This window comes from Pseudomonas alliivorans (assembly GCF_017826695.1).
GTDB lineage: Bacteria > Pseudomonadota > Gammaproteobacteria > Pseudomonadales > Pseudomonadaceae > Aquipseudomonas > Aquipseudomonas alliivorans.
Genome location: NZ_JAFFZW010000017.1, coordinates 19,868 through 46,408 on the forward strand (window position 1 = coordinate 19,868; position 26,541 = coordinate 46,408).

Sequence of the window (26,541 nt, forward strand, 5' to 3'; positions counted from 1 at the left end):
GTTATGAAACTCGATAAAAAGCTGGCCATCGCACGCAGGAACCAGGATCTGGGCGGCGCTGTGCTCGGCGTCAACAACACCCACTTCGCCGTGCTCGACCACAAGCGCAACATCTGGTGGTTCGACCTGCCCGTCCCGCGTCTGCAGGTGGGTCAGTACGAGTGGCTGCACTTGCTGATGTACACACCTGAAACGGATCAGCTTCTGCACTTGAAAGTGACCACCGTGTTCATGCGTGATCACATGGAAGGCCTCGAAGTGCGCAACGCCGATAAGCGCAAGCCCACGGTCAGCCTGGAACTGAGTGCCGACAAGGACTCATGGCTCAAGGACATGCGCCCCAAAGGCAGCAACCTGAGTTTTGCGGGCTTTTTGCAGGACTGATCACGCAGCGAACACCGGGCGGGTGGGGCCTTGTCCGCGAATGGAGTAGTTCAGTCGCGGCATCGTCGTTTCGCGGACAAGCGGAACGCCACCCGGTCTCTCAGCCGAACCGACGCGCCACCAGATACCCGGCCGTCCCCGCCAACGCCGACACCACCGTGCCCCAGGCCAGATCCACCAACGCCAGTTGGGCAGGCCAGCCTTGCAGCGTGGCCCAGTTGGTCAGGTCGTACGTGCCATAGGCAATCAGTCCCAGCAGACCGCTGTACAACGTGGCACGGCCTGGCCGCTGCTCCCTGAGCGCAGGCATCACGCCAAAGATCACTACCCCCGCGCCATACAGCAGATAGAACGCCACTGCTGGCCCGATCACCGGCGTATCCAGCATCAGCGGCCCCAGCCATTCCCGGTAAGTGGGGCCCATCAGCACACCCAGCCAGATTCCATCGAGAATCAGGAACGCCAACAGCGTGCCGATGTAGGCCGCGACGATCGTTTTCAAAGGCATTTTCATGGGGCGTCCTTGATGAATTCGACGGCAGAAAGCCCTCGCATGAAGGTATGACCGGTGCGCATCGAAAAATGATCCTCCGAACGGCAGGACTTTTACAGGGCTACGGGAGTCAGTGTTAATTAGCGTTATGGAGTTTGGCGAATGAACACTGCGGGTCCTTTTAAAATCGATGTATGGAGCGACTACGTCTGTCCCTTCTGTTATCTGCAACTGTCGGTGCTTGAACAGCTTCAGCAAAGCTATGGCGAGCGGCTTGAATTCAACTGGCACGCCTTCGAACTGCGCCCCGACCCAATCGCTATGCTTGACCCCAATGCTGACTATCTGCGTGCCACCTGGTCACGCTCCGTATTGCCCATGGCCGACAAACGTCAGGTCGTGATGAAGATGCCCACGGTTCAACCTCGCAGCCGCAAAGTGCTTCAGGCAGCGGCCTTCGCCAGAACGGCGGGACGGTTTGCCGATTTCCATAAAGGTGCGTTCAAGGCGTTTTTCGAGGACGGACTGGACATCGGCGAGACGCCGACGTTGCTGGAGCTGGGTAACACTGTCGGCCTGGACAGAGGAGCACTGGAAGCAGCGCTGATCGCAAGCGAATACGAAAAAATCGTGCTCGATGATCAGGCGCTTGCGCAGAAGCTGGGGTTGAGGGCGGTGCCGGTCGTGCTGCTGCGACGCAGTGACGAACCCCTGGAGCAGGCCAGGGTCTTTAACGGCACGCTGCCGTTCAATCGTTTGAAACAGGAAATCGACAAGCTGTCCGCCCGGGCCTGACTTGCGCGGCCATTGAGGCAGTGCAGTCAGACCCTGATCACTGTCAGACCAGGTCGATGCGATCGGCGTGAATCACGATCTGACCCTGTTTGTACAAGGCCCCGATGGCTTTCTTGAAATTGCCTTTGCTGACGCCGAACAGACCGCTGATCACCTGCGGGTCGCTCTTGTCGCTGACCGGCAACGTGCCGTTGTTCTCGCGCAGCTTGGCCAGAATCTTCGAATTCAGACTGCTCGCCGCTTCGGCGCCCACCGGCTGCAGACTCAGGCTGATGTTGCCGTCTGCACGGATTTCCTTGATGAAACCCTTTTCCTGCTTGCCGGCGCGCATGAACTTGAACACTTCGTTCTTGTGGATCAGGCCCCAGTGCTTGTTGTTGATGATCGCCTTGAAGCCCATGTCCGTGGCTTCGGCCACCAGCAGATCGACTTCCTGTCCGACGCTATAGTTGGCTGGCGTCTTGTCCAGATAGCGATCCAGACGCGCCGTCGCGGTGATGCGGCGGGTGTGCTTGTCGAGGTAGACGTGCACCACGCAGTAATCGCCAGCCTGCAGCGTGCGCTTCTCTTCCGAGTACGGCAGCAGCAGATCCTTGGGCAAGCCCCAATCCAGGAATACACCAATGCTATTGACTTCGACCACCTTGAGGCTGGCGAACTCGCCCACCTGAACCTTGGGCTTTTCAGTGGTAGCGATCAGCTTGTCTTCGCTGTCCAGATAGATGAAAACGTTGAGCCAGTCTTCATCTTCGCTGGGTACATCTTTTGGGATGTACCGATTGGGCAGAAGGATTTCACCATCCTGCGCACCGTCCAGGTACAGACCGAAGTTGGTGTGCTTGACCACTTGCAAACTGTTGTAGCGCCCGATTAAAGCCATGTTCAGATACCCTCATTACGTGGGGCGCATTCTACCCGACTTTACGTCAGCATTCGCGCTGCCGGGCAGGAGACCCACCACGGCCAAAGGGCAAACGGAGTGACGAGCCGGAGCCGTGCCTCTCCACTCGTCGGTTGGATGCACCGATCTGACGCACACGGTATCGGTCAGCCCTCTGGCGAACGACTGAACTTCATCAGGCAAAACAGTCGCTTGGATGTCACAGGATCAGAAAGCGGCCGTTTTGACGTGGATATGCCCACTGACCATTGCCAGATTCGCCAAGCAATAACCCAGGGTTTCCTGTACGATGGCTGGCCGTATTACGTTTATGAAGGTAAATGGCAGCCATGCGTATCAAAGCATCCCACTCGAAAGCCAAGCCCGCACCAGCCGTTGAAACGAGCGACTCGATCAACGCACAGATTGCGGCTTTCCTGAAGTCCGGTGGCGAAATTCAGCAAATTGCCAAGGGCGTGAGTGGCCAGACTTTCACACCGTCCAAGCAGATCAACCTCGGCAAGAAGTAACACCCCCCGCCTTGTCCGTCGATCTCTATGCGCCTTGACCTTCAGGGCGCTAGATTGGCCATCCTTCGCTGGATATTCCTCCTGTCACGCTGCTACTCTCTTGTCTGATATCACTATGACCACGAGCTGGGTCCTGCTCGGGTAGTTGTCTCATTTGCGGAATGCTCGAATGAAGAACTGGATGCTTTTCGGCGCTCTTTTGTACCTCGGTGGCTGCGCATCGCATCACTGCGAGAACGGTCCCAATGACAGTCAGCTCACCGACAGTCCCTGCCGGGCCGGGCACCTGCTGTATCAGAACGACATGCTGCAGGCCAAACTGCTGATCAGTGAAGACAACCGTGAAAACTACGAACTGGCCGAAGCCATGCTGCGTCGTGCCGCGCTGGATGATGCGTCGGGCGAAGCGGAGTTCTATCAGGCCGTTCTGCTGATACGCCAACAGGCTGACCACAAGCAGATCGTCGATCTGCTGCAGACTGCCGCCGGGCACAAGCATCCACTGGCCATCGCCCTGCTCTCTCAGCAACTGAGTATCAGCGATCCGAAACGCTCTGAGCATTACCGCAATGAGTACGCCCAACTGGATGTGGCAAAGAGCGGCTACCCGTCTTTCGAACAGGCGCTGGTGGTGATTCGCGGGCTGGTCATTCCCTCTGCGCAGGCCACTGCGTCCAACTGACACACGGCGAATCGACGAACGGCGCCCTGCGCCACGATTTCGACGGTATCCTTGCGAGGCTCTAGCACGCGGCTTGTGTCGGGCTTCCGGGCCATTTCTCGATACGCCATTCCTGACCACACTCCTCGACACACCAAGGAGTGAGCCATGCTCAGCCATCGCTTACATGCGCTGACCTTCAGCGCCCTGCTCATCAGTCAGTCCATTTCTGCCCAGGTTCTGGAGCGGGACCTGGGTGATTTCGACCTCAAGCTGGCCACCACTCCCACACGGACCATGGCGCAAGGCCTCGTCACGCCCAGTGGCGGTTCAGGTTCGTTTCATGGCGGCATGGACCTGACTCACGACAGCGGTTTCTACTTCGGTCAGTGGGCACCCAACATGGGCTTCACGCCCGACAGCGCGCTGGAAGTCGATTCCTACATGGGCTTCAAGAAACCCTTCGACAATACGCTGGGCTACGAACTGGGCATGATCCGCTACAGCTACCCGGACACCAGCCAGATCGACAGCCACGAGTTCTATGCCGGATTGCGGATGCTCGACAGCCGGGTGGGCGCCGCTTTCAGCAACGACGTGGGCTCGCGTGACAGCACCGTGTTCATCGATCTGGGTGCCATCGAACGGCTCGGTATCGGCGTGCGCATGCAGTACGCCAACCACCAGTTCGACACCCCGCAGACCTCTGACGACGGCGGGCAGATCAGCGGCTTCAACGACTGGTCACTGAATCTCTCGCGCCCCTGGCTGGGTATCGACATGAATCTGATCTACAGCGGGTCCAGCCTCAGCGGCGGCGATTGCAGCGTCTACAGCGGCCACAATGCGCGCTGCGACGGCACCTTCACCCTCAAGGCCGTGCGTTCGTTTTTCTGATACCGCATCCCGGTTGAACCCCTTGGCGCGACACGCCTCTACTGCACAGCTACCATGCAGTTCAGTGCCCCCCCAAGGAGCGTTCATGCAGTCTCTGTTCAAAGCCTTCATTACGATGTTGATGGCCGTGTCGCTGCTTGCCGGGTGCAATCAGGTGGGTCTGGCCTATCGCAATCTCGACGTGATCATTCCGTGGACGCTCAGCGACTACCTGGACATGAACTCCGCCCAGAAAGACTGGCTCAACGTGCGCCTCAAGCAGCACCTGAGCTGGCACTGCAGCACCCAACTGCCCGAGTACCTGGCCTGGCTCGACAAGCTGGAAGAGATGGTGAAGAGCGACAAGGTCACCTACGAGGGCCTGGAAGCACGCACGAGTGAGGCCAAGGATGCCATCGCCAAGATCTCTCGCGAGATCACGCCTTCTGCCGTCGAACTGCTGGCTCGCTTTGATGACAAGCAGGTCGAGGAAATGCAGAGCGCATTTGCCAAGGACCAGCGCAAACGCGAGAACAAGTACCTGGACCAGCCGCTGGAACGCCAGATCGCCGAACGTGCCGACCGTATGGAAAAGCGTCTGACGCCGTGGATCGGCAAACTCAACCAGCCTCAGAAAGACCGTATTCAAGCGTGGTCCGCTTCACTGGGTGAACAGAACAAGGCGTGGATCGAAAACCGTACGCGCTGGCAGAACCTGTTTCTGACGACAGTGCAGCAGCGCCAGTCCAGCGACTTCCCGCAGCGCATTGCCGCGCTGTTGCAGGACCGGGAAACGTTCTGGACACCGGAATACCGCAAGGCCTATGACCAGACCGAAAAGGCGGCGATATCACTGATCGTCGATATCACTGCGCAAAGCACTCAGGAGCAACGAGACCGCCTGTTGAGCCGGATCGCCGACATGCGCAAAGACTTCACTGACCTGAACTGCCTGAAAGCGGCGGGTGCAGCCCGATAGTCACCGTTGGCCAGGCACAAAAACGCGCTGCACTTCGGCAGCGCGTGGGCAGCGCGTGCAGTCAACAGGTCAGGCGACCTGAGCTTTGGACGCCACCTCATCGAAGACGGCCGGGTCCAACCCATCTTCCTGCCTGTCCAGCACCTCACGCGGATGGTCGTTGCCGGGGATACTGCTGTCTATCAGCGCCAGCAGGCTTGAACCACGCGGCGTGAGGATAAGCTTCGAAAGCCCGCTGTCTTCTTCTGGCGGGCGCGACTGGATATAGCCACGATTGGTCAATAGCTCTTTAAGCTGTGCGGCCTCGGCTTGAAGATTTCCAGAGTCAGCCACCGCCTCACCTTCCGAAGCCTTGGCTGTGGCGTATTCCTTCGAGTCAAACGAACCGCCGCTGTTCTGCACGTCATGAAGCAGACGTTCGATAAGGTCCCAGTTATAAGTCATTGTATAAACCCTCCGTCCAGCATGGATAAACGGCTCATGACATCCCGTCACAAGCGTGTGTCTCCACGTTGTGACCTGCGGGGTGTGTAGCCGTTCAGCCAGGATGCCGAGTTACAGGACGGGGATGGGAATACGCAGGCAGGGGAACGAGAACCTTACTGTAGGGGGCGGCTTGCCGGCAATGGCGTCAGGTCAGACGCTGAAGAGTCGTCTGACAGATCGCATCGCCGGCAAGCCGCCTCCCACACGTTCAGGGCTTCGGCAGATCACCGCGTGTGCGTCAGGAGATCACTCAGCCGCAGGCGCCGGGGTGGTGCGTTTTTTCAAGGGTGCCATGCCGTCCTGGCTGACCAGATCAGACTTGGGGCGGTTGGCGGTCTTGCGCTTGGTCGGGCCTTTGGCTGCAACTTTTTTCTTGTCGCCCTTGGCGTCGGTCTTTTTCTTCTTCACGCCAACGGCCTTGCCCGACGCCTTGACCTTCTTCGGTCCGCTGTAGGTGCCTTTGACTTCCTTGATGACGCGACGCTCGAAGCTCTGCTTGAGGTAGCGCTCGATGCTCGACATCAGGTTCCAGTCGCCATGACAGATCAGCGAGATCGCCAGACCGTCGCTGCCAGCACGACCGGTGCGGCCCACGCGGTGCACGTAGTCGTCGCCGCTGCGGGGCATGTCGAAGTTGATGACCATGTCCAGGCCTTCAACGTCCAGACCACGGGCTGCAACGTCAGTCGCGACCATGACCTTGGCGCCGCCCTGCTTCAGACGATCAATCGCCGCCTTGCGGTCTTTCTGGTCCTTGTCGCCGTGCAGCACGAAGGCTTTGTATTCCAGCGCCACCAGACGGCCGTACAGACGGTCAGCCATGGCCTTGGTGTTGGTGAAGATGATCGCTTTCTGGTAGGTCTCGTTGGTCAGCAACCAGTTCAGGACCTGCTCTTTGTGCACGTTATGGTCAGCCATGATGATCTGGTGGCGCGTGCCGGAAGCCAGTTCGCTGACGTTGTTCAGTTGCAGGTGCTGCGGGTCCTTCAGGACCTTGCGGATCATCTCGCGCAGGCCCGCACCGCCAGTGGTGGCGGAGAACAGCATGGTCTGCTCGCGACCGGCGCATTCACCGGCCAGACGCTCGACGTCTTCGGAGAAGCCCATGTCCAGCATGCGGTCGGCTTCGTCCAGCACCAGCACTTCGACGTGCTTGAGGTCCAGGTTGCCTGCGTTCAGTTGTTCCAGCAGACGGCCCGGCGTGCCGATCAGAATGTCAGGCACCTTGCGCAGCATCGCGGCCTGGGCCTTGAAGTCCTCACCGCCGGTGACCAGACCCGCCTTGACGAAGGTGAACTGCGAGAAGCGCTCGACTTCCTTCAACGTCTGCTGGGCCAGCTCGCGGGTCGGCAGCAGGATGACGGCGCGGATGTCCACGCGAACCTTGGCCGGGCCGATCAGGCGATTGAGGATCGGCAGGACGAAAGCGGCTGTCTTGCCGCTACCGGTTTGCGCAGTCACCCGCAGGTCGCGCCCTTGCAATGCCAGCGGAATGGCCGCTGCCTGCACGGGCGTAGGCTCGACAAATTTAAGCTCGGCCACAGCTTTAAGCAGGCGTTCGTGCAGGGCGAATTCGGAAAACACGGGTGCTACCTCGACGAAAAACAAAAATACAGCTGCATAGCGTAACGGTTTCGAGCGCCGGGGCCGAGTTTCTTTACCACCAACGGCTGATTTTGTTTGGCGAAGAGGACGTGAAACATGGGCCTCGAACCGAAACAAACACTGGCGGCACAAGGCATTCCGGCGATTTCGGGACACAGGTCACAGTTTTCCCCGCGACCTTCAGATTCCGTTAAGAAACCGCTCGGATACTCCCCCTCACTCGCTGACTGGGAACTCACCAATGCCTGATATCGACTGGAACATTTGCCTGCCGCTGCACTTCGGCAGTTCTGGCGCTGCACCACTGACCCTTTCTCACGCACCAACCGACGCCCCTCGACGAAGTGCCTTCGAAGCCTTTATTCAGAACCGCTTTCAGAACGTTCACGGCGCAAACGTCAGGCAATTCATGCCCGAGCTGTTCGGGCTCAGCGATGGCAGCGGAACGCTGTGTGCCGTGGCGGGGGCTCGTCTGGCATCCGGCGCAGAGTTGTTTCTGGAGCGTTATCTGGATGACCCCATCGAGCAGCAGGTCCGTTTAGCTGCCGGGCGTCCGGTCGAGCGACAGGCGATTGTCGAAGTCGGCAACCTGGCCGCCAGTTCGCTGGGCAGCGCACGGCTGAGCATCATCACCGTGACCTGGCTGCTGGCGGTATGCGGGCTTGAGTGGGTGGCGTTCACCGGCAACACCGCACTGGTCAACAGCTTCAACCGGCTCGGCCTGCGCCCGGTCACGCTGGGCCCGGCCGATCCGCTGCGCCTGGGTGACGAACGCCATTCGTGGGGCAATTACTACCAGACCCAGCCCAGCGTGCATGTCGGTGACATCGGCGCGGGCTTTCGGCACCTGAGTCATACCGGTGTGTTCGAGCGCTTCGGTTTGCCGCTGACGCTGGAGGAACGTTGCCATGTCGCATGAGAGCGAAATGTTCTGGAACAGACTGGCAAGGTTCGCCCATGAACAGCCCGACCAGATAGCGCTAAAAGGCGACACGACAGATGTGGGTTACGGTGCATTGCTCGTCGAGATCCAGCAGCGCCGCCTACACCTGCAACAGGCAGGCACCCGCGTGGTTGCACTGCTGCTGGGCAACAGCCCTGACGCGTTACTGTGGGACCTGGCCATTCTGTTCGAAGGCTTGAGCTGCGTCGCCCTGCCGCCGTTTTTCAGCATCAGCCAGCAACTGCACTGCCTGGAGCAGAGCCAGGCCGATCTGGTCATCGCGGACCCTGCGCACCATGCGCAACTTCAAGCGGCGCACTACCAGGCTCACGCTGAAACCGGCACGCTATTCTGGCGTCGCACCTTCAGCGCAGAGTCGAAGATGCCACCAGGCACGGCCAAGCTGACGTTCACATCGGGCACGACCGGTACGCCCAAGGGCGTTTGTCTGAGCGCCGACAGTGTGCTGACCGTTGCCCGCGAGCTGTACGAAGCCAGCCGCCCGTTGCAACCGACGCATCACTTGACCCTGTTGCCGCTGGCAATCCTGCTGGAAAACATCGGTGGTTACGCGGCGCTGTATGCAGGGGCCAAGGTCAGCGTGCCGAGTCAGCAGACACTTGGCATTCAAGGCGCCAGCGGCATCGATACCCAGCGCCTGCTGACGTGCCTGAACCAGCAGCGTGCCGATAGCATGATTCTGGTTCCGCAATTGCTGCTGTTACTGGTCACGGCCTGCGAGATGGGCGTGTTCGATGCCTCGACGCTGCGCTTCGTGGCCGTCGGTGGCGCGCGCGTCAGTCGCGAACTGCTGGTACGTGCGCAGGCTGTGAGCCTTCCGGTTTTCGAAGGCTATGGCCTGTCGGAGTGCGCCTCGGTCATAGCGCTGAATCGCCCCGGCCTGCAGCGCATCGGCAGCGTCGGCAAGCCACTGCCTCATGTTCAGGTAAGTCTGGCCAACGATGGCGAAGTGTTGATCGGCAAGGTTCCCATGCTGGGCTATCTGGGCGACCCGGCACCTGCCGGTGCGTGGTGGCCGACCGGCGATCTGGGTGAGTTCGACGCCGATGGCTACCTGTACCTGAAGGGCCGAAAGAAGCATCAGTTCGTCACCAGCTTCGGGCGCAACGTCAACCCGGAATGGGTCGAGGCCGAACTCACCCAGAGCGGGCGCATCGCTCAGGCGTTCGTCTACGGCGAGGCCATGGCGCACAACCATGCGCTGCTGTGGCCGCAGCGTCCGGACATCACCGACCTTCAACTCGCCGAGGCCGTGGCTCAGGCCAACCAGCAACTGCCGGATTATGCCCGCGTACGCGACTGGACCCGGCTCTCACAGCCGTTCAGCCCGGCCAACGGCCTGGCGACCGCCAATGGCCGGCCACGTCGCGACGCCATTCTCGATCACTACCGCTCCCTGTTCATTTCGTCGAACCCAGCCGAAGGTATTTCATCATGAGTTTTTTCCAGACCCTGCAAGACGCCACGCAGCAGGAACGCGAAACGCTGTTCAACCTGCCGATTATCCGTCAGGCACTGCAAGGCCAGGTCAGTGTGGAGAGCTACCGGGCCTTTCTGTCCCAGGCCTATTACCACGTACGTCACACCGTGCCGCTGATGATGGCCTGCGGTGCCCGGCTGCCCTCCCGACTGGAGTGGCTGCGCGCGGCGGTGTGTGAGTACATCGAGGATGAGTACGGCCACGAACGCTGGATCCTCGACGACCTGCGCGCCTGCGGTGGCAATGCGGATGCTGTACGCGACGGGTCGCCTGCCATGCCCATCGAGCTGATGATCGCCTACCTTTACGACCTGATCGCCCGTGGCAATCCGGTCGGCCTGTTCGGCATGGTCAACGTGCTGGAAGGCACCAGTATCGCGCTGGCGACCCATGCCGCCGACAGCATTCGTGAACATCTGGAACTGCCCGCCGCCGCATTCAGCTACCTGAGTTCACATGGCAGTCTGGACGTCGGCCACATGGAAACCTTCCGCGCGCTGATGGACCGCCTGGACGATCCTCAGGATCAGGCCGCCGTGATCCACACCTCCAAGATCGTCTATCGCCTCTACACCGACATGTTCCGCGAGCTGCCAGGCGTTCTGGCGCACAATCACAAGGAACGCGCTCATGCGACTGTCTGATACCCGCGTCGTGCTGACCGGTGCCAGTGGCGGAATCGGCCTGGCGATTGCCGAGGCGCTGTGCAGCCATGGCGCCCAAGTGCTCGCGGTGTCGCGCAATGGGCAGCCCTTGCGCTCGCTCCTCGCCGCGTACCCAGAAAACCTGCACTGGGTCGAAGCCGATCTGTGCAGCGAGGAAGGCCGCCAACAGGTGATGGCCAGGGCGCAGGCAACGGCGGGCGTGAACCTGCTGATCAATGCGGCCGGCGCCAATCACTTCGCGATGCTGGAACAGCTTTCGGCTGACGACATCAACGCTATGCTGATGATCAATCTGCACGCACCGATTCTGCTGACCCGTGCGATGTTGCCGCTGCTCAGGAACGCCGAACAGGCCATGGTCGTGAATGTCGGCTCAACGTACGGCTCCATCGGCCACGCGGGTTATGCCACTTATTGCGCAAGCAAATTTGCCCTGCGGGGATTTTCCGAAGCGCTGCGGCGGGAACTGGCGGACACCCGTGTCAGCGTCCTGTACGTTGCGCCAAGAGCCACACACACCACGATGAACAGCCCGGCTGCGCAGGCATTGAACGAGGCGCTGAAATCCGGTGTCGATGATCCGGCGTATGTGGCACAAGCAGTGGTGCATGCCATTGCCGGTGACCGGCGTGATGTGTACCTGGGCTGGCCGGAACGCTTTTTTGTCGGTCTCAACAACCTTTTACCCATGCTGGTCGACCGCGGCCTGCGTAAACACCTACCCTTGATTCGTCGTCTGAGCAGTACTCACCCGGAAGAGAAACAGACCTTATGAAAAGAATCGTGTTGGCCTTCGTCGGCCTGATCAGCCTGCCTGTCTGGGCAGCACTGGATGCACCTGACCAGAAACGCCTGGATACCATTCAGCAGGACTGGCGCCGCATTCAGTACGACCTGCCCAAGGATCAACGTGTCGCGGCGTTCGAGAAGCTGGCAATGCAATCCACCGCCTTCGTCAAGGACCGCCCAACTGCAGCCGAGGCCTGGATCTGGTCCGGGATTGTCAACAGCAGTTGGGCCAGCGCCCAGGGTCCGGGCCTTGGCGCACTGGAAAAAGCCAAACTGGCCAAGGCCGATCTGGAAAAAGCCCTGAGCATTGACCCCACCGCCCTGCAAGGCTCGGCCTACACCAGCCTTGCGGTGCTCTACGACCGCGTGCCGGGCTGGCCGCTGGCTTTCGGTGATTCGGACAAGGCCGGCGAATTGTTGCAGAAGGCATTGAAGATCAACCCGGACGGCATCGACCCGCTCTACTTCTGGGGCGATCACCAGTACCGTCAGGGCAAGTACGCCGAAGCCCGCGATGCCTTGAGCAAAGCCTTGAATGCGCCACCCCGCCCCGGCCGTGAGCTGGCAGACGCGTCACGCAGAAAAGACATCCAGACCCTGTTGGTCGATGTCAACAAGAAGCTCGACTGACGGAGCGAACATGCGCCTGTTGCTTATCGAAGATGACATTGCTCTGGGCGAAGGTATCCATCAGGCATTGAGCCGTGAGGGTTATACCGTCGACTGGATTCGTGACGGCAGCAGCGCGCTGCATGCACTGCTCAGTGAAACGTTCGATCTGGCGATTCTCGACCTCGGCCTGCCGAGGCTGGACGGTTTCGAGGTATTGCGGCGGCTGCGTCACAGCGGCTCAACGTTGCCGGTCATGATCCTGACCGCACGGGACTCCACTGAAGACCGCATCACCGGGCTGGACACCGGAGCAGACGATTATCTGGTCAAGCCTTTCGACGTCTCGGAACTCAAGGCCCGCCTGCGCGCCCTGCTGCGCCGCAGTGCCGGACGCGCCAAGGTGTTGATCGAGCATGCGGGCATCAGTCTGGATCCCGGTACCCAGCAGGTCAGCTATCGCGGCGAGCCCGTTGCACTCACCCCCAAGGAATACCAGTTGCTTTACGAACTGCTCTCGCCACCGGGCAGGGTCATGACCCGCGAGCGGCTGATGCAGCTGCTTTACGGCTGGAACGAAGGGGCCGAGAGCAACACCCTTGAAGTGCATATCCACCACTTGCGCAAGAAGTTTTCCAGCGACATGATCCGCACGATCCGTGGCGTCGGGTATCTGGTGGAGGAGCGTTCTTGAAGTCGATCCGCCGCCGTACCCTCACGCTCATCATCGGCCTGCTGCTGGCCGGTCTGCTGGTCCTGACGCTGTTCAACGTGCACGACAGCAACCATGAAATCGCCGAAATCTACGACGCTCAACTGGCACAGAATGCGCGCTTGCTGGAGGGCGTCATGCGCATGCCGCTGGAGCGCAAGGAACATGCACAACTCTATGAGGCGTTCAATCTGGCGCTGGCTCAGGCCGAACCACGCATTGATGGTCATCCTTACGAAAGCAAGATTGCCTTTCAGGTGTGGGACAGGGACGGCCGTTCACTGGTGCGTACCGCCAGCGCTCCAACCTTTACCCATCCGCCGGAGAGCGCCGGTTTCAGCGACTTTCCCGACCTGAACCAGCACCACTGGCGTGCCTTCGTGCTCAAGGATGCCCACAACGGTCTGCTCATCTGGGTGGGCGAACGTGACGATGTGCGCTCGGACCTGGTCAACCGGATCGTTCGTCACACCGTGCTGCCCAACCTGATCGGCAGCCTGCTGCTGGTGCTGGCCATATGGCTGGCCATCAGTTGGGGCCTGAAGCCCTTGGCCAACTTTGCCCGTACGCTCAGGGAGCGCCATGCAGGGTCGTTGCAGCCGCTTGATCTGGCACCGCTGCCAAGCGAACTGGAACCCATGCAAGCGGCGTTGAACCGCATGCTGGGACAGATCCAGGAGCTGCTCAAACGCGAACGCCGCTTCATTGCCGACGCGGCCCACGAGATGCGCACACCGCTCGCGGTGCTCAGGGTGCATGCGCAGAACGTGTTGGAAGCGCACAACGAAGAACAGCGCCGGGAATCACTGGGCTACCTGATCATCGGCGTCGATCGCACCACGCGGCTGGTCAATCAGTTGCTGACCATTGCGCGCCTGGAGCCCGACCCGTCACAGGCAGGCAGAGCGCCCGTGGAATTGGTGAGCGCGGTGCGCGACAGCCTGGTTCAGTTGACGCCGTGGGTGCTGAACAAAGGACTGGAACTGTCGTTCGACTGCAGCGAAAGCATGCACGAGGCGAACGTGGATTTCGCCGCACTCGACATCGCCCTGCAGAATCTCATCACCAATGCCGTCAACTTCTCACCCAAAGGTGGACAGGTCACCGTTGGCCTGTCATTTACAGCCCATCACTTTGAATTGACCGTCGACGATCAGGGACCCGGCATTGATGAACAGGAGCGGGAGCGCTTGTTCGAACCCTTCTACAGCCGTGACAGCGATCAGGGCGTGGGGCTTGGGTTGGCTATCGTGCAGAAGGTTGCGCTGTTACTGGATGGCGGCGTCAACCTGCAGAACCGGACGGGTGGCGGGCTCAGAGCCAGTCTAAGAGCGCCGCTGAGTTAAGACGCCTCATTGGCCGCTGGAAACGGCCAGTGACTCGCGCCGCGACCCCAATCGACTGATCCATAGCGACACCAGAATCAGCACGCCGCCGATCAACAATCGGCTCAAGGGCTCGTGCTGGTTCCAGATCAACAGGTTGATCAGCAGTCCGACCGGCACGTGCAACACGTTGAACACCGCCAGTGTGGCACCGGAAACCATGCAGGCGCCCTTGTTCCACCAGTACATGCCCAGCGCAGTCGAACACAGACCGAGGAACAGCAACACGCTCCACTGGGTCGGGTCTTCGGGCAGACGTTGCGGGTTGCCGAAAGCGATAAACGCAGGCAGCACCACCGCCAGCGCGCCCAGATAGAAATAGCCGAAGCGGCGATAGTGCGGCAGGTCGCTGGGGTACCGCACCACCAGGCGCCTGTACAACACCTGCCCGGCGGCGTAAGTGAAGTTGGCCAGTTGCAGCAGCAGGAAACCGCCCAGGAAGTCGCCATCCAGACCGTCATAACGAATGACGCCAGCACCCAGCACCGCAACCAGTGCGGCCAGCAAGGCCCACGGGTTGAAACGTCGGTTCAGGGCGTCCTCGATCAGCGTCACGTGCAAAGGCGTAAGGATGGTGAACAGCAACACTTCCGGCACCGTCAGCACCTTGAAGCTCAGGTACAGACAGACGTAAGTGATGCCGAACTGCAGCGCACCGATCAGCAGCATGCCGCGCATGAAGCCCGGCTCGACCTGTCGCCAGCGGGTCAACGGAATGAACACCAGCCCGGCCAGCACGACGCGGATCAGCACCGCGAAATAACTGTCGACATGGCCTGCCAGATAAACGCCGATCAGGCTGAAAGAAAACGCCTGGATCAGCGTGACGATAAGTAGATAGCCCATGCTTGCCCCTTTTTTGAAGGGCGCGACCATAGCGGGTTGCAGGCGGGGATGTCCACAGGGGTGGACGGCGCGTCAAGGATTTTCCGGAGAGGGCCGATTACTGAGCAACGCTCACATCCACATGCAAGGCCAGCCAGGTAATGAACGACGACGAGTGACCTATGCTTGGCACCACTCCCGTTGCTCACGCTTCAGTCGTCACAGGCGTAAACCCGATGCCTCGAAAAACACTGCGCACCTGCTGCTCTGAAAAACTGCTGACTGCCCTGTTGTGTATCGGCGCGCTGCCTGCGCTGATGCCGCATTCGGCCCTTGCTGAAACGAACCGGAACGCGACCCGAGAACACCCCATGCGCATTGCAATGCTCGCCAATGGCAAGACCCTGACATTCAAGCTTGAAGACAATCGGACCTCCAGGGACTTCATCGCCCTGCTGCCACTCGATGTCACCCTGGAAGACTATGCCTCGACCGAGAAGATCAACGTACTGCCCCGCAAACTGAGCACTGAGGGCGCCGCGCCCGGCGTCACGCCGGTCGCTGGCGACTTCGCCTATTACGCGCCCTGGGGCAATATCGCGATCTTCCACAAAGGCTTCAAGTATTCGCCCGGGCTGATCAGGCTTGGCACGCTCGAATCGGATCTGGACCTGATCCGCCAGCCAGGTCCGCTGAACGTCAGGTTCGAACGGATCAAGGACTGAACGCAAAAGCCCTGTTTTTCAACAGGGCTTTTTCTGTGCATCGCGATGGTTACTTCAGACTCTTCCTGAAGAAGTCGGTCAGTTTGTCGAACGGGATCAATTTGACCCGATCGTACAGATCGACGTGACCGGCGCCCGGCACAATCACCAGTTGCTTGGGTTCACCGGCCAGCTTGTACGCCTCTTCGCTGAATTCGAGCGAGTGCGCTTCGGAGCCTGCGATGAACAGCATCGGACGCGGCGAGATCGTGGCAATGTCATTGAACGGGTAGAAGTTCATGAACTTGACGTTGCTGGTCAGCGTCGGGTGCGTGGTCAGTTTGGGCGACTGGCCTTCAGGCGTGAATTCGCCACGCGGTGTGCGGTAGAAATCGTAGAACTCGCGCTCGATAGGATGCGATTTTTCAGTGATTTCGTGCACGGTGCCGCTGGTGTACCTGGTTTCGCCGCCTGCAAATTCCACGTCACGCTGAGCCGCTGCTTCGGCGATGATTTTCTTTCTTTGTTCCAGCGTCTGCGAGTGCTTGAGCCCGTCACGGTTGGCCGCGCCCATGTCGTACATGCTGACCGTGGCGATGGCTTTCATGCGCGGGTCGATCTTGGCAGCGCTGATCACGAAACTGCCGCTGCCGCAGATACCCAGTACACCGATGCGGTTCTTGTCGACAAAGGTCTGGGTGCCGAGGAAGTCCACTGCGGCGCTGAAGTCTTCGGCGTAGATGTCCGGCGATACCGCGTTGCGTGGTCGGCCTTCACTTTCGCCCCAGAAGGACAGGTCGAGGGACAGGGTCACGAAACCCTGTTCCGCCAGTTTCTGCGCATACAGGTTGGCGCTCTGCTCTTTCACTGCGCCCATCGGGTGACCGACGATAATCGCCGGGGCCTTGTTGTCGGGGTCCCAGCCTTTGGGAATGAACAGATTCCCGGCCACCCTCATCTTGTACTGATTGTTGAACGTGACCTTCTGCTGAATGAGCTTGTCGCTCTTGTAGAAGTTGTCTGCACCGTTGGACATGTCTGCTCCTACTGCCGAGTATGAGCCCACTAAAAGCCCAAGCATTAATAGAAATCTCTTCATCGCGGTCTTTCCTGAATCGAGTGATAAACAAAGGTTCTGTATTGCTTCATTCACTGAATCGGGCATTGCGCATCGCGGCCCAGGCAAAGACTGCCGAACCTGACAACACCACAGCGCCAAATACGAACGGGCTCCACCAACCCAGATGGTCGAACAACTCGCCACCCGCGCCAGCCCCGACGGTGATCGCCATTTGAATGGTCGCGACCATCAGCCCGCCGCCGGCTTCGGCGTCGTCGGGCAGCGTGCGGCTGAGCCACAGGCCCCAGGCCACTGGTGCGGGCGTTGCAACCAGCCCCCAGACACCGAGCACGATGGCAACGGCCACAGGTGAATGCCCCAGCGCAATCAGCAACGCAGCCAGCACGGCCATCGCCAGCGGGATCGCGATCAGGTAGGCGTAAATGCGTTTTTGCAGCAGACCTCCGATCATCCAGGTCCCGGCCAGACCACAGAGGCCCAGCAGCAGCAACATCAGCGACAAGGTGGTTACGCTCACGCCGGTGACGCTTTCCAGAAACGGACGCAAGTAGGTGAAGACTGCAAACTGCCCCATAAACAGCAACATGATCGCGAGCATGCCGACGGCCACCTGCGGGTTGCGCAGCAGCTTGAAAGGATTGGTCGCCCGGGTGTTCTGCGCGCTGCTCAGCGCCGGGATGCTCAACCATTGCCACGCGAAGGCCAGCACCGCGAGCGGGATCACCAGAAAGAACGCCCCGCGCCAGCCGATGTACTGCCCCAGAAAACTGCCCAGCGGCGCGGCGACGGTCGCAGCCAGCGCGTTACCGCCATTGATCAGCGCCAACCCCTTGGCAACCGAGTCTTTGGGCACCAGTCGCATGACCGTGGCCGTCGACATCGACCAGAAGCCGCCGATGGCGACGCCCAACAGCGCACGCCCGGTCATGAACACCACGCCGTTGGGCGCAAACGTCACCGTAACGCCCGACAACAGCAGCAGAAGGCTGAAACCCAGCAGTACCTTTTTGCGATCAAAACGCCCTGTCAGCGGCGTATTGAGCAGACTGGTCAGCACCGCGAAGAAACCGGAAATGGAAATGGCCTGGCCCGCCTGCCCCTGACTGATGCCCAGATCCTGCGCGATGGGCGTCAGCAGGCTGACCGGCATGAACTCCGAGGCGATCAGCACGACCACGCACAGCGCCATCGAAAAGACCGCACCCCATGCGGGCGGATGGGCCGCAGCCGCTGTGTGCTCTATTGTTGATTCAAATGTTTTCATGCACCCCTGACCTGCTTGAACACTGCCGTCAGAACGTTCGGCCTGACGACGGTAAAAATGTGAAGCACAGGTTAGGACAAAGGGATTAGGATGATTAGACGCCGCAATTTCCATGCGATTGTGAGAGAAACTCAGCAATGAGCACACCCCGAATGAACGACCTGCAAGCCTTCCTCGCCGTTGCGCGGGATCAGAGTTTTACCAAGGCAGCCGTAAAGCTTGGCGTCACCGCGTCGGCATTGAGCCATACCATTCGGGGGCTTGAAGAAAGGATGGGCGTCCGCTTGCTGGCGCGTACCACGCGCAACGTAGCGCCAACCGAAGCGGGCGAAAAACTGATGAACACCATCGGGCCGCTGCTGGACCAGATCGCCACAGAGGTGGCGGCGCTGGGCGAGATGCGCGACAAACCGGCCGGCACGATCCGCGTCACCTGCTCGGATGACGCAGCCGAAAACATCATTCGTCCAATGCTGGCGGGTTTTCTGGCGCAATACCCCGACATCCAGGTCGAGGTCTGCATTGATTACGGCTTCACCAACATCGTCAGCGAGCGCTTCGATGCGGGGATACGTCTCGGGGAGTCAATCAGCAAGGACATGATCGCGGTACGCCTCGGCCCGGACTGGCGTCTGTCCGTCGTGGGCACGCCCGAATATTTCGAAAAACATGCCGCGCCGCTGATACCTCAGGACCTGACACAACACACCTGCATCAACATCCGCCATTCACCGAACGGCAACTGCTATGCGTGGGAGTTCGAAAAGGACGGTCGCAAACTGAACACGCGGGTCAACGGCCAATTCACCTCCAACAGCATGATCCACGTCATGAACGCCGTGCTCGACGGCGTCGGCCTGGCCTACGTGCCGGACTTTCTCGCCAGGCCGCATCTGGCCAGCGGACGCCTAAAGGAGGTGCTTACGGACTGGAGCCCGTACTTCGAAGGCTTCCACCTGTACTACCCCAATCGCCGCCAGGCATCCCCCGCCTTCACCGCGTTTGTGGAGGCGATCCGGTACAGGGGCTGACGTTAACCGGCGCTGGCCTTGATGGCGTCAGCGACCTTGTCGAGGGATCCGTTCGCGGGCTCGGCAAGCAGTTTCAGCTCAGTGGTCTTGCCACGCGCCACCACCTGCATGCTCTTGGGCGCGCCTTTCGCGTCGCCCAGAATGCGGTAAGTGGTATCACCGCGCACAAAGCTCAGGGCATGAGTCGCAGCGTCGTATTCAAAGCGTTCGGTGTCTGCCTGCGGGTAAAGCAACCCGACCTGGTCCTTGTTATCGACCGCAGCGTAATAGACCGCCCCCCCCGTGCCTGAGCGGAACAGGATGATCCGCTTGGCAGACGGCGCCAGCTTGAAGGACAGCAGAATCTCACGCTGATCATCCTCCCCCCACACGATGCCAGTCGTGCTGACCCTCTTGCCATTCTTGTTCACGCTGACCGTTTCGGTAGGCAGACCCGAGCCGCCGGTATGATCGACGACCGTCTCGGTCTCCAGAAACGGCTCCCCGTTTCGAATGCTGTACGTCGCCATCTGGTGCCAACAGCAACCGTCTTTGGTCATGGTGCTGATTTCGCGTTTTTTCTCGTCCACCCCGAACATTCCGCAGTTGTCTTGCGCAAGCCGGGTGAATGAATCGCTGTGTTTGAAACCATTCGCCGTGCCGAGAAACACCTGAAACGACGGCCCGTGATAACAGCTGTTCTGGCCGTCCATAAGGGCCAGATCCTTGATGCCGTCGAAGTTGAAATCCTTGTAGATCAGTACGTTCTGCTCGCCATACGGCAGCTCTTGCACGTTGGCTTTGACCTTGCCGGTCTTCGCATCGGTGTCGAGCACCAACTCGTCGGACTGCACGCGAATCAGCGGCTTGTCACTGCCCTTGCCGTAGACGTTGATCACACCGGGGCGAAAAGTCTCGTCCGTGACCGCCACTTCCACCGTGGCGCGGTATTGGTCGGAAAAGTCCTGCAAGGCATAGGTCTTGCGAGCAGCTTTATCAAACGCCGCCGCGTCCATCTCGCCGTAAGCCTGCCGCGCATCGGCAGCGTTGACCAGCGGAGACAGCAGCAGTCCGATCAACATAGCCACCGAACGCACCACAGGCGATGAACCCAGAGGGTTGATACTCGACATCGGCATGAGAAAAATCCTGTTTGAGGAATGGCGAGTCTACGTGGGTTTGGTGTGATGGTTAGCGTCATATCGCGGCGTATGTCTTATTATTCATCAACGCCAACGGATTATCTGTGAGCGCCGAGCTTGCTCGCGAAGAGCGTGAGTCGCCGACCTTTTCAGGGCTGGTGTTAATTCAGGTCGAGACAAGACTTAACTTCGTATTCGGATCAGTAGATCCACTGAATCGCCCCTAATTCCCTTTACACTACCATTTGTTATCTCAGGCACCTATACGTATCCGATCAAAAGCACTTTGATCGGCTCCTGGATACGGCCCAAATAAGTCCGCAGCATAGACTCCTCTTTGAAGAGAAGCTTTCCGATATCAAAATCAGCTTTCGATTCCTCTGGAACTTCTCCGCCAGAATCCCTATGTAGATCCTCTGCTTAAAAATCAGCTCTACCTACAAATCCAAGAAAATCCTTATACATGGATCCTTAAAAGCTTTCCGAACTCTAGCCGTTCCACGACCCCACCTGATGAAATTGACTTCGAAGACCAGAATTTTTATGAGCAATTCGATGACATTGCGCGCAGGCTCGATTCAATCTTCCACATCGAAGCCGAGGTGAATTCAAAATGGTGTGACTATATCGGTATTCGTCCATTAGTTTATGATGCTTTCCAGTGGATGTCCGGAAAATCGCACCGATACCTTATTGATAAGTACCTAGTCAAGCTTACCACTAACCCTGACTTCTCCGGGAAGGAGGATAATTCCGATAGCAGCACTAAAACCCGAAGCGTGGACAGAGCAGCTAGCCACGAGACAAAAAAACATCAGCAGCAATATTACTTTTTAACTTGTAAAATATTTCTCTCTAGGGTTAAAAATTACTAAGGCCTGCCTACCAGAGTCAGAACATGAGCAACATGCATATGCCCTGAGTCTACCCTCGATGATTGAGCTCGGCAGTTACGACCCAAGAGTTCTTGAGCTCATGTCACTTGGCAAATAGAAGCATTGCGCTCAAGCTACGGAAGGATCTGCCAAAGAACGTGAAAAATATTGAGGCCTGGCTACAAAAGTACAACACTGCTCGATTATCACCTCTACTTCGCAAGTATCTTGAGCGCTCAGGGCTTACTGAACGAAAAAATGATAATCCGCACTAACCTTATCTCACCGTTCGCCACCAACCCTTCGATCATCGTCTGCCCCTGTTGATACCAAGAGGCATCGACCACTACGGGCTGGTTGGGGGTCTCGGTTTTCAACTCAAAAATGTTGCCAGCCATGACGACCTCTCGATTATTGGAAATAGAAAAGCAGCAACAACACAGCTAACTCCACCAACACCAACACCGACAGCACATGGCTGGTCCATACCCTCCATCTCACCGGCGGTTTGCCCTGAAACTTCGGCAGTTCACTCCAGGACAGAAAGAACAATGCCAGTAACGGCAATAGTCCTAGAGCCCCCCAGATCATGTTGCCCATTGGGTTTATCTCTGCATCACGCAAGCCATGGAGCGCTCCTGAAAGATCCCCCCTGACTGCAATGAAAAAAGCTGTTCGCGCACCATAAGGCGGGGAAAAAGACACGATGAATGCGAAACGAGCGCACAAGGACTGTGCCTGGGAGATGATGTATGCATTATTGCCTCCATGCGCCCTGAACGAGCGGTTCCCTATCGACATCCGGCAAAAGGCCAGCCAAGCGAGCATAGTATAGGATCATTCTCCGGGTTTTATGGCTTTTAAGGATTCTCCGATCAAGTTGCCGCAAACCAGCGGAAAGTCGAAAATTCACCCGGCAAACAGCGTTATCCGCTGAAAATCGAACGATACCTCATACAGGGAGGGCGTTTTCGCCCGCTCTCCCGAGTTAAGAGCGCAACTCACCCATACCCATCAGCTGTTTTCGAGCGATCTTGCTGTTCATTAACAGTGTCGCAGCACAATTTTTCAATCCTTCTCGTCAAGCCATCATGCAGATTGTCATTCCATCTGATCGGCGGGTGGAAGCTTCTGCGAAGGCGATGTTATCCCTGACTGGAATTTCAGTTCTTGCAGCGTCCCTGGGACCGGCGTTATTCGTTTGGGTGGGGCCTATATGGGCAATGATACTCAACGCTCTGGCCTTCATCTGTTCGGCGCTGTGCATCGCTTCAACCCAAAACCTTCGCACGCGCTTTTTGGGCGAACATGAGCGGTTGCCGTTCTGGAGTGGATTCATGAGTGGCCGTATCCGTCCGGCCAAGTCACCTACCAAGCCCCGCAAAGCCAAGACATGGTGTGCACTTAGATTTAAGTGGGCACCAATTCTAGCCTTTTAAGTGGGTATTTCATGCAGCCAACACGCCGTTCCTATTCCAAGTCCTTCAAAGCCCAGGTCATTCAAGAGTGTGCCCAGCCAGGCGTTTCGATTGCCAGCATCGCGCTCAGCCATAGCCTCAACGCAAACCTCGTCCACAAATGGATTCGGTTACACACGCAGCAAAATACGGCGCTGCAACCTGCTTTCATTCCGTTGCCCATGCAGCTGGCTGGAGCAAATTCGCAAGCTGCATCGCCGAATATCTGCGTTGAGATTCAGCACACACGTGGCACCGTCAAAGTGAACTGGCCAACGGAAAATGCTGCTGCCTGCGCGACCTTTCTTCGAGATCTGCTGAGATGATCCGGATCGACTCCATCTGGCTCGCCACCGAGCCGATGGACATGCGAGCAGGTACCGAGACTGCTTTGGCCAGAGTGATCGCGGTGTTCGGTGCGGCGAAGCCACACTGTGCCTATCTATTCGCCAACCGTCGCGCCACTCGCATGAAAGTTCTGGTGCATGACGGCTTCGGGGTCTGGCTGGCTGCTCGTCGGCTGAGCCAGGGGAAGTTCCACTGGCCAGGTATTCGCCATGGATCTGAAATGCAGTTGGATTCCGAGCAACTCCAAGCCCTGGTAGTAGGGCTGCCCTGGCAACGCGCGGGCTCCGGCGGCGCGATCACACTGCTTTAACGGCTGCCATTAGCCTATCGGTCTATCGCCGCGAACCGCCTGCTCTGGAAAAATCCGGGGCATGACTTCTTCGCCCAATCTCGATCAAATGTCCCCCGACCAACTGCGTGCTTTGGCAGCGCAGTTGCTGTCGCAAGTCGACACCATGGGCAAGAAAATCAACCGTGATCAAACGGTCATCGAGAAACTGACTCACGAGATCGCGCAGCTCAAACGATTGAAGTTTGCCAAGCGCAGCGAGCAGATGAATCCTGAGCAGGCCAGTCTGCTAGATGACCTGATCGATACCGATATCGCGGCAATTGAAGCAGAGCTTCAAGCCTTGCAAACAGCGCCAACGGCGACCGATAAAAAGCAAAAGCCCAAGCGCACGGCATTACCGGCAGAGTTTCCACGCACATTGATCCATCACGAACCGGACAATACTCACTGCCAATGTGGCTGCGTACTCAAGCGCATCGGCGAGGATGTCAGCGAGAAGCTTGATTACGCGCCTGGCGTGTTTACCGTTGAACGCCATGTCCGTGGCAAATGGGTCTGCGATGACTGTGAAACACTGATCCAGGCGCCGGTTCCGGTGTAGGTCATTGATAAGGGCATCCCGACCGCTGGGCTGCTTGCCCACGTCATGATCGCGAAGTTCGCTGACCATCTGCCCCTTTACCGTCAGGAATTGATCTTCGGTCGAGCTGGCTTGGCGATTCCACGTTCAACGTTGGCTCAATGGGTTGGCGTTACTGGCGTCCAATTGCAGCCTCTGGTCGATGCGCTGCGCGACGTAGTGCTCGGGCAGCAGGTCATTCACGCCGATGAAACACCGTTACAGATGCTCGCTCCGGGCGCGAAGAAAACCCACCGCTCTTATGTCTGGGCCTACGCCACCATCCAGTTCTCGGACTTGGCAGCGGTGGTTTACGACTTCAGCCCCAGCCGCGCCGGAGAGCATGCTCGCAACTTCCTGCAAGGCTGGAAGGGCAAGTTGGTTTGCGATGATTTTGGCGGCTACAAGGCCAGTTTCGAACTCGGCGTAACCGAGATCGGCTGCATGGCCCATGCGCGGCGCAAATTCTTCGAACTACATGCCACCAACAAGAGCATGCTCGCCGAGCAGGCCCTACGCTACATCCAGTTGCTTTACGAAATCGAGAGTGAAGTGCGCGACCTGGAGCCGGATTTACGGCACCGAATTCGGCAAGAGAAAGCCGTACCTGTGATGGATAAACTAAATGCTTGGATGATGGCCCAGCGCGAACTCGTGCCTGAAGGTTCAGCCATCAACAGAGCGCTGGATTACAGCCTGAAACGCTGGGCAGCGCTGTCGCGCTACCTTGATGACGGGGCCGTACCCATAGACAACAACTGGGCAGAGAACCAGATCCGGCCATGGGCGCTTGGACGCAAGAACTGGCTCTTTGCAGGATCGCTGCGTAGCGGCAAACGGGCAGCAGCGATCATGAGTTTAATCCAGTCTGCGCGGCTTAATGGGCATGATCCGTATGCTTATCTGAAGGACGTTCTTACGCGCCTGCCGACGCAGCGGGCGAGTGAAATTGATCAGTTGCTGCCGCATAAGTGGCAACCCATCCCACCACGCAGATGAGTCGGAGACACTTACCATCATCTGCTTACTGCGGATCAAGCTCGACGTGTCATCAATAGCATCGAGGCGGCAGCCGACAACAAGCCAGCGCAGCAACGGTTGAAAATTTGCTTACCACGAGGCAGAGCGAACCAACGTCGCATATGCAATCCGATGTACGCATAGATGCCAATCGCAATCCACTCCAATACCAAAAACAGAAGACCGAGCAACGTAAACTGAGAACCAATGTCTGCCGTTGGGTCGACGAATTGAGGCAAGAACGCGGTAAAAATCAGGATGGCTTTGGGGTTGCCTGCGGCAACGAGGAATTCCTGCCTTGCCAGCGCGCATAGACCTATCGGGGCGTTTTTTGACTCAGCTTCCGCTTGCGGTGCAGCTCTCCACAACTGGTATGCCAAGTAAAAAAGATATGCCGCGCCAACTATTTTGATCCCATAGAAGATTAGCTCTGAAGTTTGTAACACTACGGCCAAGCCTGCCGAAGCCAGCGCAATCATCACCGCGAACGCCAGCAAGCGACCAACACCTGCCATGCATGATGTGCGGTATCCGTAGCGTGTTGCATTGCTGATAGACAGCAGGTTGTTAGGCCCAGGCGCCATATTCAGGGCAAAGCAGGCGGGCAGGAATAACGCTAGCGTCGCAAGGTTCATATGGATATCCATAACCATTTTTCGTCAATCCTACAATTGAACTGCCGCGTGTGCCACCGTCCTTAGGGTCATGCTGGAGCGCGTGCAGTCAGGACGCCGGCGCAATCAGAAAGGTGTGTCCCCCGGACGCTTACGAAGCAGGACATAATTAGCTTTGATAGGTTAGTCGGAGACACGAAATAGAGACCAGCCGTACGCCCCTCGACTGGCACACTTGCGTCAGTTTCCAAAAGGACGAGCCCGTCGTCAAAAACGCGCCAAGACGTATCTCCGGACTTCAGTCCTGTGAACAACTTGTCATCCCAGTCTTCGTAACCTTGCTTGAACTTCGCCAAGCCCAGATTATGGAAGCTATGGAAAATCTCATCACGGCGTTGGGCCGCTCCGTGCACAGCGTGCTGCTCAACGGGCTGTGGTAGAAACGCGAACTCAAGCTGTGGCGCATAAGAGTGACCGCCGTAGGAGCGAGAGCTTGATGCCTCTGTAATGCGCTCGTGAAAGGCTTTCTCAGAAATCGCGCTTTTGGATTTCTCCATTCTACTCAGGCCCTGGACAATAGCTTTCAACAGCTCTTGGGGATCTGAGAATGAGGCTCTGAAAAAACCTTGTTTGTAGTCAGACACCTCGTTGACGAACACGGCCTGCTTCTCGTCAAAGTCAGTCTGCTGGATGAAGACCAAAATCGGTTTACGCTTGCTCACTGCCTGGTGGAATTCTTGCTGCGTAACCGAGAGACCTGGCTGAGGTTCATAGCCGTAGTTAGCGCCAAGAATCAGGATGTAAACGTCGCACTGGTCGACCTCTGTCAGGCAGGCGTGCTCCGAGGAATAGGTTCGCGCTCCGAAGTGCTCGCTCATGACGGGCTTCATGTCCAGTGTCTCCACCGCGTCTTTGGCGGCGGCTCTGAACAGCTCGAATCCTCTTACTACTGAGCTTATGAACACCTTCATCAGTACGTCCTCAGAGCGTTGGCATA

General features: G+C 58.3%; 29 protein-coding genes and 1 pseudogene. 18 read left to right on the forward strand and 12 right to left on the reverse strand.

Annotated features, from left to right (window positions below):
* The first annotated feature begins 3 nt into the window (after positions 1–3).
* Positions 4–384 carry a hypothetical protein gene (locus JTJ32_RS25790; RefSeq protein WP_099226024.1) on the forward strand — a complete coding sequence of 127 codons (381 nt, stop codon included), beginning with the start codon at positions 4–6 and terminating at the stop codon, positions 382–384.
* A 100-nt stretch (positions 385–484) separates the two neighbouring features.
* Here JTJ32_RS25790 and JTJ32_RS25795 read toward each other — a convergent pair whose 3' ends face one another.
* Positions 485–886 (reverse strand): DUF2177 family protein, encoded by a 402-nt coding sequence (locus tag JTJ32_RS25795; RefSeq protein ID WP_210043776.1) that lies wholly within the window; start codon positions 884–886, stop codon positions 485–487.
* A 153-nt stretch (positions 887–1,039) separates the two neighbouring features.
* Between JTJ32_RS25795 and JTJ32_RS25800 the strand changes: the two genes are divergently transcribed.
* Complete coding sequence (locus JTJ32_RS25800; RefSeq protein ID WP_210043742.1) at positions 1,040–1,672, forward strand: DsbA family protein; 633 nt, start codon at positions 1,040–1,042, stop codon at positions 1,670–1,672.
* 43 nt (positions 1,673–1,715) lie between these two features.
* Here the strand turns inward: JTJ32_RS25800 and JTJ32_RS25805 are convergent, their stop codons facing one another.
* Positions 1,716–2,552 carry a CvfB family protein gene (locus JTJ32_RS25805; protein WP_099226026.1) on the reverse strand — a complete coding sequence of 279 codons (837 nt, stop codon included), beginning with the start codon at positions 2,550–2,552 and terminating at the stop codon, positions 1,716–1,718.
* A 341-nt stretch (positions 2,553–2,893) separates the two neighbouring features.
* Between JTJ32_RS25805 and JTJ32_RS25810 the strand changes: the two genes are divergently transcribed.
* From JTJ32_RS25810 to JTJ32_RS25825, 4 genes are all read left to right on the forward strand, one after another.
* Positions 2,894–3,082 carry a PFL_1563 family small protein gene (locus JTJ32_RS25810; protein ID WP_025994762.1) on the forward strand — a complete coding sequence of 63 codons (189 nt, stop codon included), beginning with the start codon at positions 2,894–2,896 and terminating at the stop codon, positions 3,080–3,082.
* 169 nt (positions 3,083–3,251) lie between these two features.
* A complete protein-coding gene (locus tag JTJ32_RS25815) occupies positions 3,252–3,764 on the forward strand; it encodes a hypothetical protein (RefSeq protein ID WP_099226027.1) in 513 nt (170 codons plus the stop codon).
* 147 nt (positions 3,765–3,911) lie between these two features.
* On the forward strand, positions 3,912–4,640 hold the full coding sequence (locus tag JTJ32_RS25820; RefSeq protein WP_184320667.1) for a TorF family putative porin: 729 nt from the start codon (positions 3,912–3,914) through the stop codon (positions 4,638–4,640).
* 85 nt (positions 4,641–4,725) lie between these two features.
* On the forward strand, positions 4,726–5,598 hold the full coding sequence (locus tag JTJ32_RS25825) for a DUF6279 family lipoprotein (protein ID WP_099226029.1): 873 nt from the start codon (positions 4,726–4,728) through the stop codon (positions 5,596–5,598).
* A gap of 69 nt (positions 5,599–5,667) precedes the next feature.
* Here JTJ32_RS25825 and JTJ32_RS25830 read toward each other — a convergent pair whose 3' ends face one another.
* Both JTJ32_RS25830 and JTJ32_RS25835 read right to left on the reverse strand, forming a co-directional pair.
* Positions 5,668–6,042 carry a transcriptional regulator gene (locus JTJ32_RS25830; RefSeq protein WP_210043744.1) on the reverse strand — a complete coding sequence of 125 codons (375 nt, stop codon included), beginning with the start codon at positions 6,040–6,042 and terminating at the stop codon, positions 5,668–5,670.
* Between the two features lie 288 nt (positions 6,043–6,330).
* Positions 6,331–7,668, reverse strand: a complete 1,338-nt coding sequence (locus JTJ32_RS25835) for a DEAD/DEAH box helicase (protein WP_099226031.1) — start codon at positions 7,666–7,668, stop codon at positions 6,331–6,333.
* A 262-nt stretch (positions 7,669–7,930) separates the two neighbouring features.
* Here JTJ32_RS25835 and JTJ32_RS25840 point away from each other — a divergent pair, with 262 nt between their 5' ends.
* The 7 genes from JTJ32_RS25840 to JTJ32_RS25870 are packed head-to-tail and all read left to right on the forward strand — an operon-like array spanning position 7,931 to position 14,254.
* Positions 7,931–8,608 carry a thermostable hemolysin gene (locus JTJ32_RS25840; protein ID WP_210043745.1) on the forward strand — a complete coding sequence of 226 codons (678 nt, stop codon included), beginning with the start codon at positions 7,931–7,933 and terminating at the stop codon, positions 8,606–8,608.
* The gene (locus tag JTJ32_RS25845; protein ID WP_210043747.1) at positions 8,598–10,091 is read left to right on the forward strand and encodes an AMP-binding protein; all 1,494 of its coding nucleotides are present in this window, start codon (positions 8,598–8,600) and stop codon (positions 10,089–10,091) included. Before JTJ32_RS25840 ends, JTJ32_RS25845 begins: the two co-directional genes overlap by 11 nt.
* Positions 10,088–10,777, forward strand: coding sequence for an iron-containing redox enzyme family protein (locus JTJ32_RS25850; protein ID WP_099226034.1), 690 nt, complete (start codon positions 10,088–10,090; stop codon positions 10,775–10,777). The genes JTJ32_RS25845 and JTJ32_RS25850 overlap by 4 nt, the downstream gene beginning before the upstream one ends.
* The gene (locus JTJ32_RS25855; protein WP_210043749.1) at positions 10,764–11,573 is read left to right on the forward strand and encodes an SDR family oxidoreductase; all 810 of its coding nucleotides are present in this window, start codon (positions 10,764–10,766) and stop codon (positions 11,571–11,573) included. The genes JTJ32_RS25850 and JTJ32_RS25855 overlap by 14 nt, the downstream gene beginning before the upstream one ends.
* Positions 11,570–12,217 (forward strand): tetratricopeptide repeat protein, encoded by a 648-nt coding sequence (locus JTJ32_RS25860; protein ID WP_099226036.1) that lies wholly within the window; start codon positions 11,570–11,572, stop codon positions 12,215–12,217. Before JTJ32_RS25855 ends, JTJ32_RS25860 begins: the two co-directional genes overlap by 4 nt.
* Before the next feature lie 10 nt (positions 12,218–12,227).
* The gene (locus JTJ32_RS25865) at positions 12,228–12,890 is read left to right on the forward strand and encodes a response regulator (protein ID WP_210043751.1); all 663 of its coding nucleotides are present in this window, start codon (positions 12,228–12,230) and stop codon (positions 12,888–12,890) included.
* On the forward strand, positions 12,887–14,254 hold the full coding sequence (locus JTJ32_RS25870) for an ATP-binding protein (protein ID WP_099226038.1): 1,368 nt from the start codon (positions 12,887–12,889) through the stop codon (positions 14,252–14,254). Before JTJ32_RS25865 ends, JTJ32_RS25870 begins: the two co-directional genes overlap by 4 nt.
* 6 nt (positions 14,255–14,260) lie before the next feature.
* On the opposite strand, the gene JTJ32_RS25875 is transcribed toward JTJ32_RS25870, so the two are convergent.
* Positions 14,261–15,139 (reverse strand): carboxylate/amino acid/amine transporter, encoded by an 879-nt coding sequence (locus tag JTJ32_RS25875; protein WP_210043752.1) that lies wholly within the window; start codon positions 15,137–15,139, stop codon positions 14,261–14,263.
* 215 nt (positions 15,140–15,354) lie between these two features.
* On the opposite strand from JTJ32_RS25875, the gene JTJ32_RS25880 reads away from it, so the two are divergent.
* Entirely contained in the window at positions 15,355–15,843 is a 489-nt protein-coding gene (locus tag JTJ32_RS25880) for a cyclophilin-like fold protein (protein WP_236059479.1), read from the forward strand.
* Positions 15,844–15,892: 49 nt separating this feature from the next.
* Here JTJ32_RS25880 and JTJ32_RS25885 read toward each other — a convergent pair whose 3' ends face one another.
* A complete protein-coding gene (locus JTJ32_RS25885; protein WP_184320697.1) occupies positions 15,893–16,921 on the reverse strand; it encodes an alpha/beta hydrolase in 1,029 nt (342 codons plus the stop codon).
* Between the two features lie 46 nt (positions 16,922–16,967).
* A complete protein-coding gene (locus JTJ32_RS25890; RefSeq protein ID WP_210043753.1) occupies positions 16,968–18,167 on the reverse strand; it encodes an MFS transporter in 1,200 nt (399 codons plus the stop codon).
* 137 nt (positions 18,168–18,304) lie between these two features.
* On the opposite strand from JTJ32_RS25890, the gene JTJ32_RS25895 reads away from it, so the two are divergent.
* A complete protein-coding gene (locus tag JTJ32_RS25895) occupies positions 18,305–19,198 on the forward strand; it encodes a LysR family transcriptional regulator (protein WP_184320703.1) in 894 nt (297 codons plus the stop codon).
* Positions 19,199–19,200: 2 nt separating this feature from the next.
* On the opposite strand, the gene JTJ32_RS25900 is transcribed toward JTJ32_RS25895, so the two are convergent.
* From JTJ32_RS25900 to JTJ32_RS25910, 3 genes are all read right to left on the reverse strand, one after another.
* Positions 19,201–20,310: an XAC2610-related protein gene (locus JTJ32_RS25900; RefSeq protein ID WP_236059485.1), complete on the reverse strand. Its 1,110-nt coding sequence runs from the start codon at positions 20,308–20,310 to the stop codon at positions 19,201–19,203.
* Between the two features lie 1,120 nt (positions 20,311–21,430).
* The gene (locus JTJ32_RS25905) at positions 21,431–21,592 is read right to left on the reverse strand and encodes a hypothetical protein (RefSeq protein ID WP_210043755.1); all 162 of its coding nucleotides are present in this window, start codon (positions 21,590–21,592) and stop codon (positions 21,431–21,433) included.
* 13 nt (positions 21,593–21,605) lie between these two features.
* Positions 21,606–22,022, reverse strand: a complete 417-nt coding sequence (locus JTJ32_RS25910; protein WP_210043756.1) for a hypothetical protein — start codon at positions 22,020–22,022, stop codon at positions 21,606–21,608.
* 622 nt (positions 22,023–22,644) lie between these two features.
* On the opposite strand from JTJ32_RS25910, the gene tnpA reads away from it, so the two are divergent.
* The 3 genes and pseudogenes from tnpA (at position 22,645) to tnpC (ending at position 24,909) form a co-directional block, all read left to right on the forward strand.
* Complete coding sequence (gene tnpA / locus JTJ32_RS25915; protein WP_236059481.1) at positions 22,645–22,977, forward strand: IS66-like element accessory protein TnpA; 333 nt, start codon at positions 22,645–22,647, stop codon at positions 22,975–22,977.
* On the forward strand, positions 22,974–23,309 hold the full coding sequence (gene tnpB / locus JTJ32_RS26510) for an IS66 family insertion sequence element accessory protein TnpB (RefSeq protein WP_032877934.1): 336 nt from the start codon (positions 22,974–22,976) through the stop codon (positions 23,307–23,309). The genes tnpA and tnpB overlap by 4 nt, the downstream gene beginning before the upstream one ends.
* Before the next feature lie 61 nt (positions 23,310–23,370).
* Positions 23,371–24,909, forward strand: a pseudogene (gene tnpC / locus JTJ32_RS25925) (IS66 family transposase).
* A gap of 35 nt (positions 24,910–24,944) precedes the next feature.
* On the opposite strand, the gene JTJ32_RS25930 reads toward tnpC, so the two are convergent.
* Positions 24,945–25,565 (reverse strand): LysE family translocator, encoded by a 621-nt coding sequence (locus JTJ32_RS25930; RefSeq protein WP_004881414.1) that lies wholly within the window; start codon positions 25,563–25,565, stop codon positions 24,945–24,947.
* Positions 25,566–25,633: 68 nt separating this feature from the next.
* Positions 25,634–26,515 (reverse strand): DUF4062 domain-containing protein, encoded by an 882-nt coding sequence (locus tag JTJ32_RS25935; RefSeq protein ID WP_236059483.1) that lies wholly within the window; start codon positions 26,513–26,515, stop codon positions 25,634–25,636.
* Positions 26,516–26,541 lie beyond the last annotated feature (26 nt).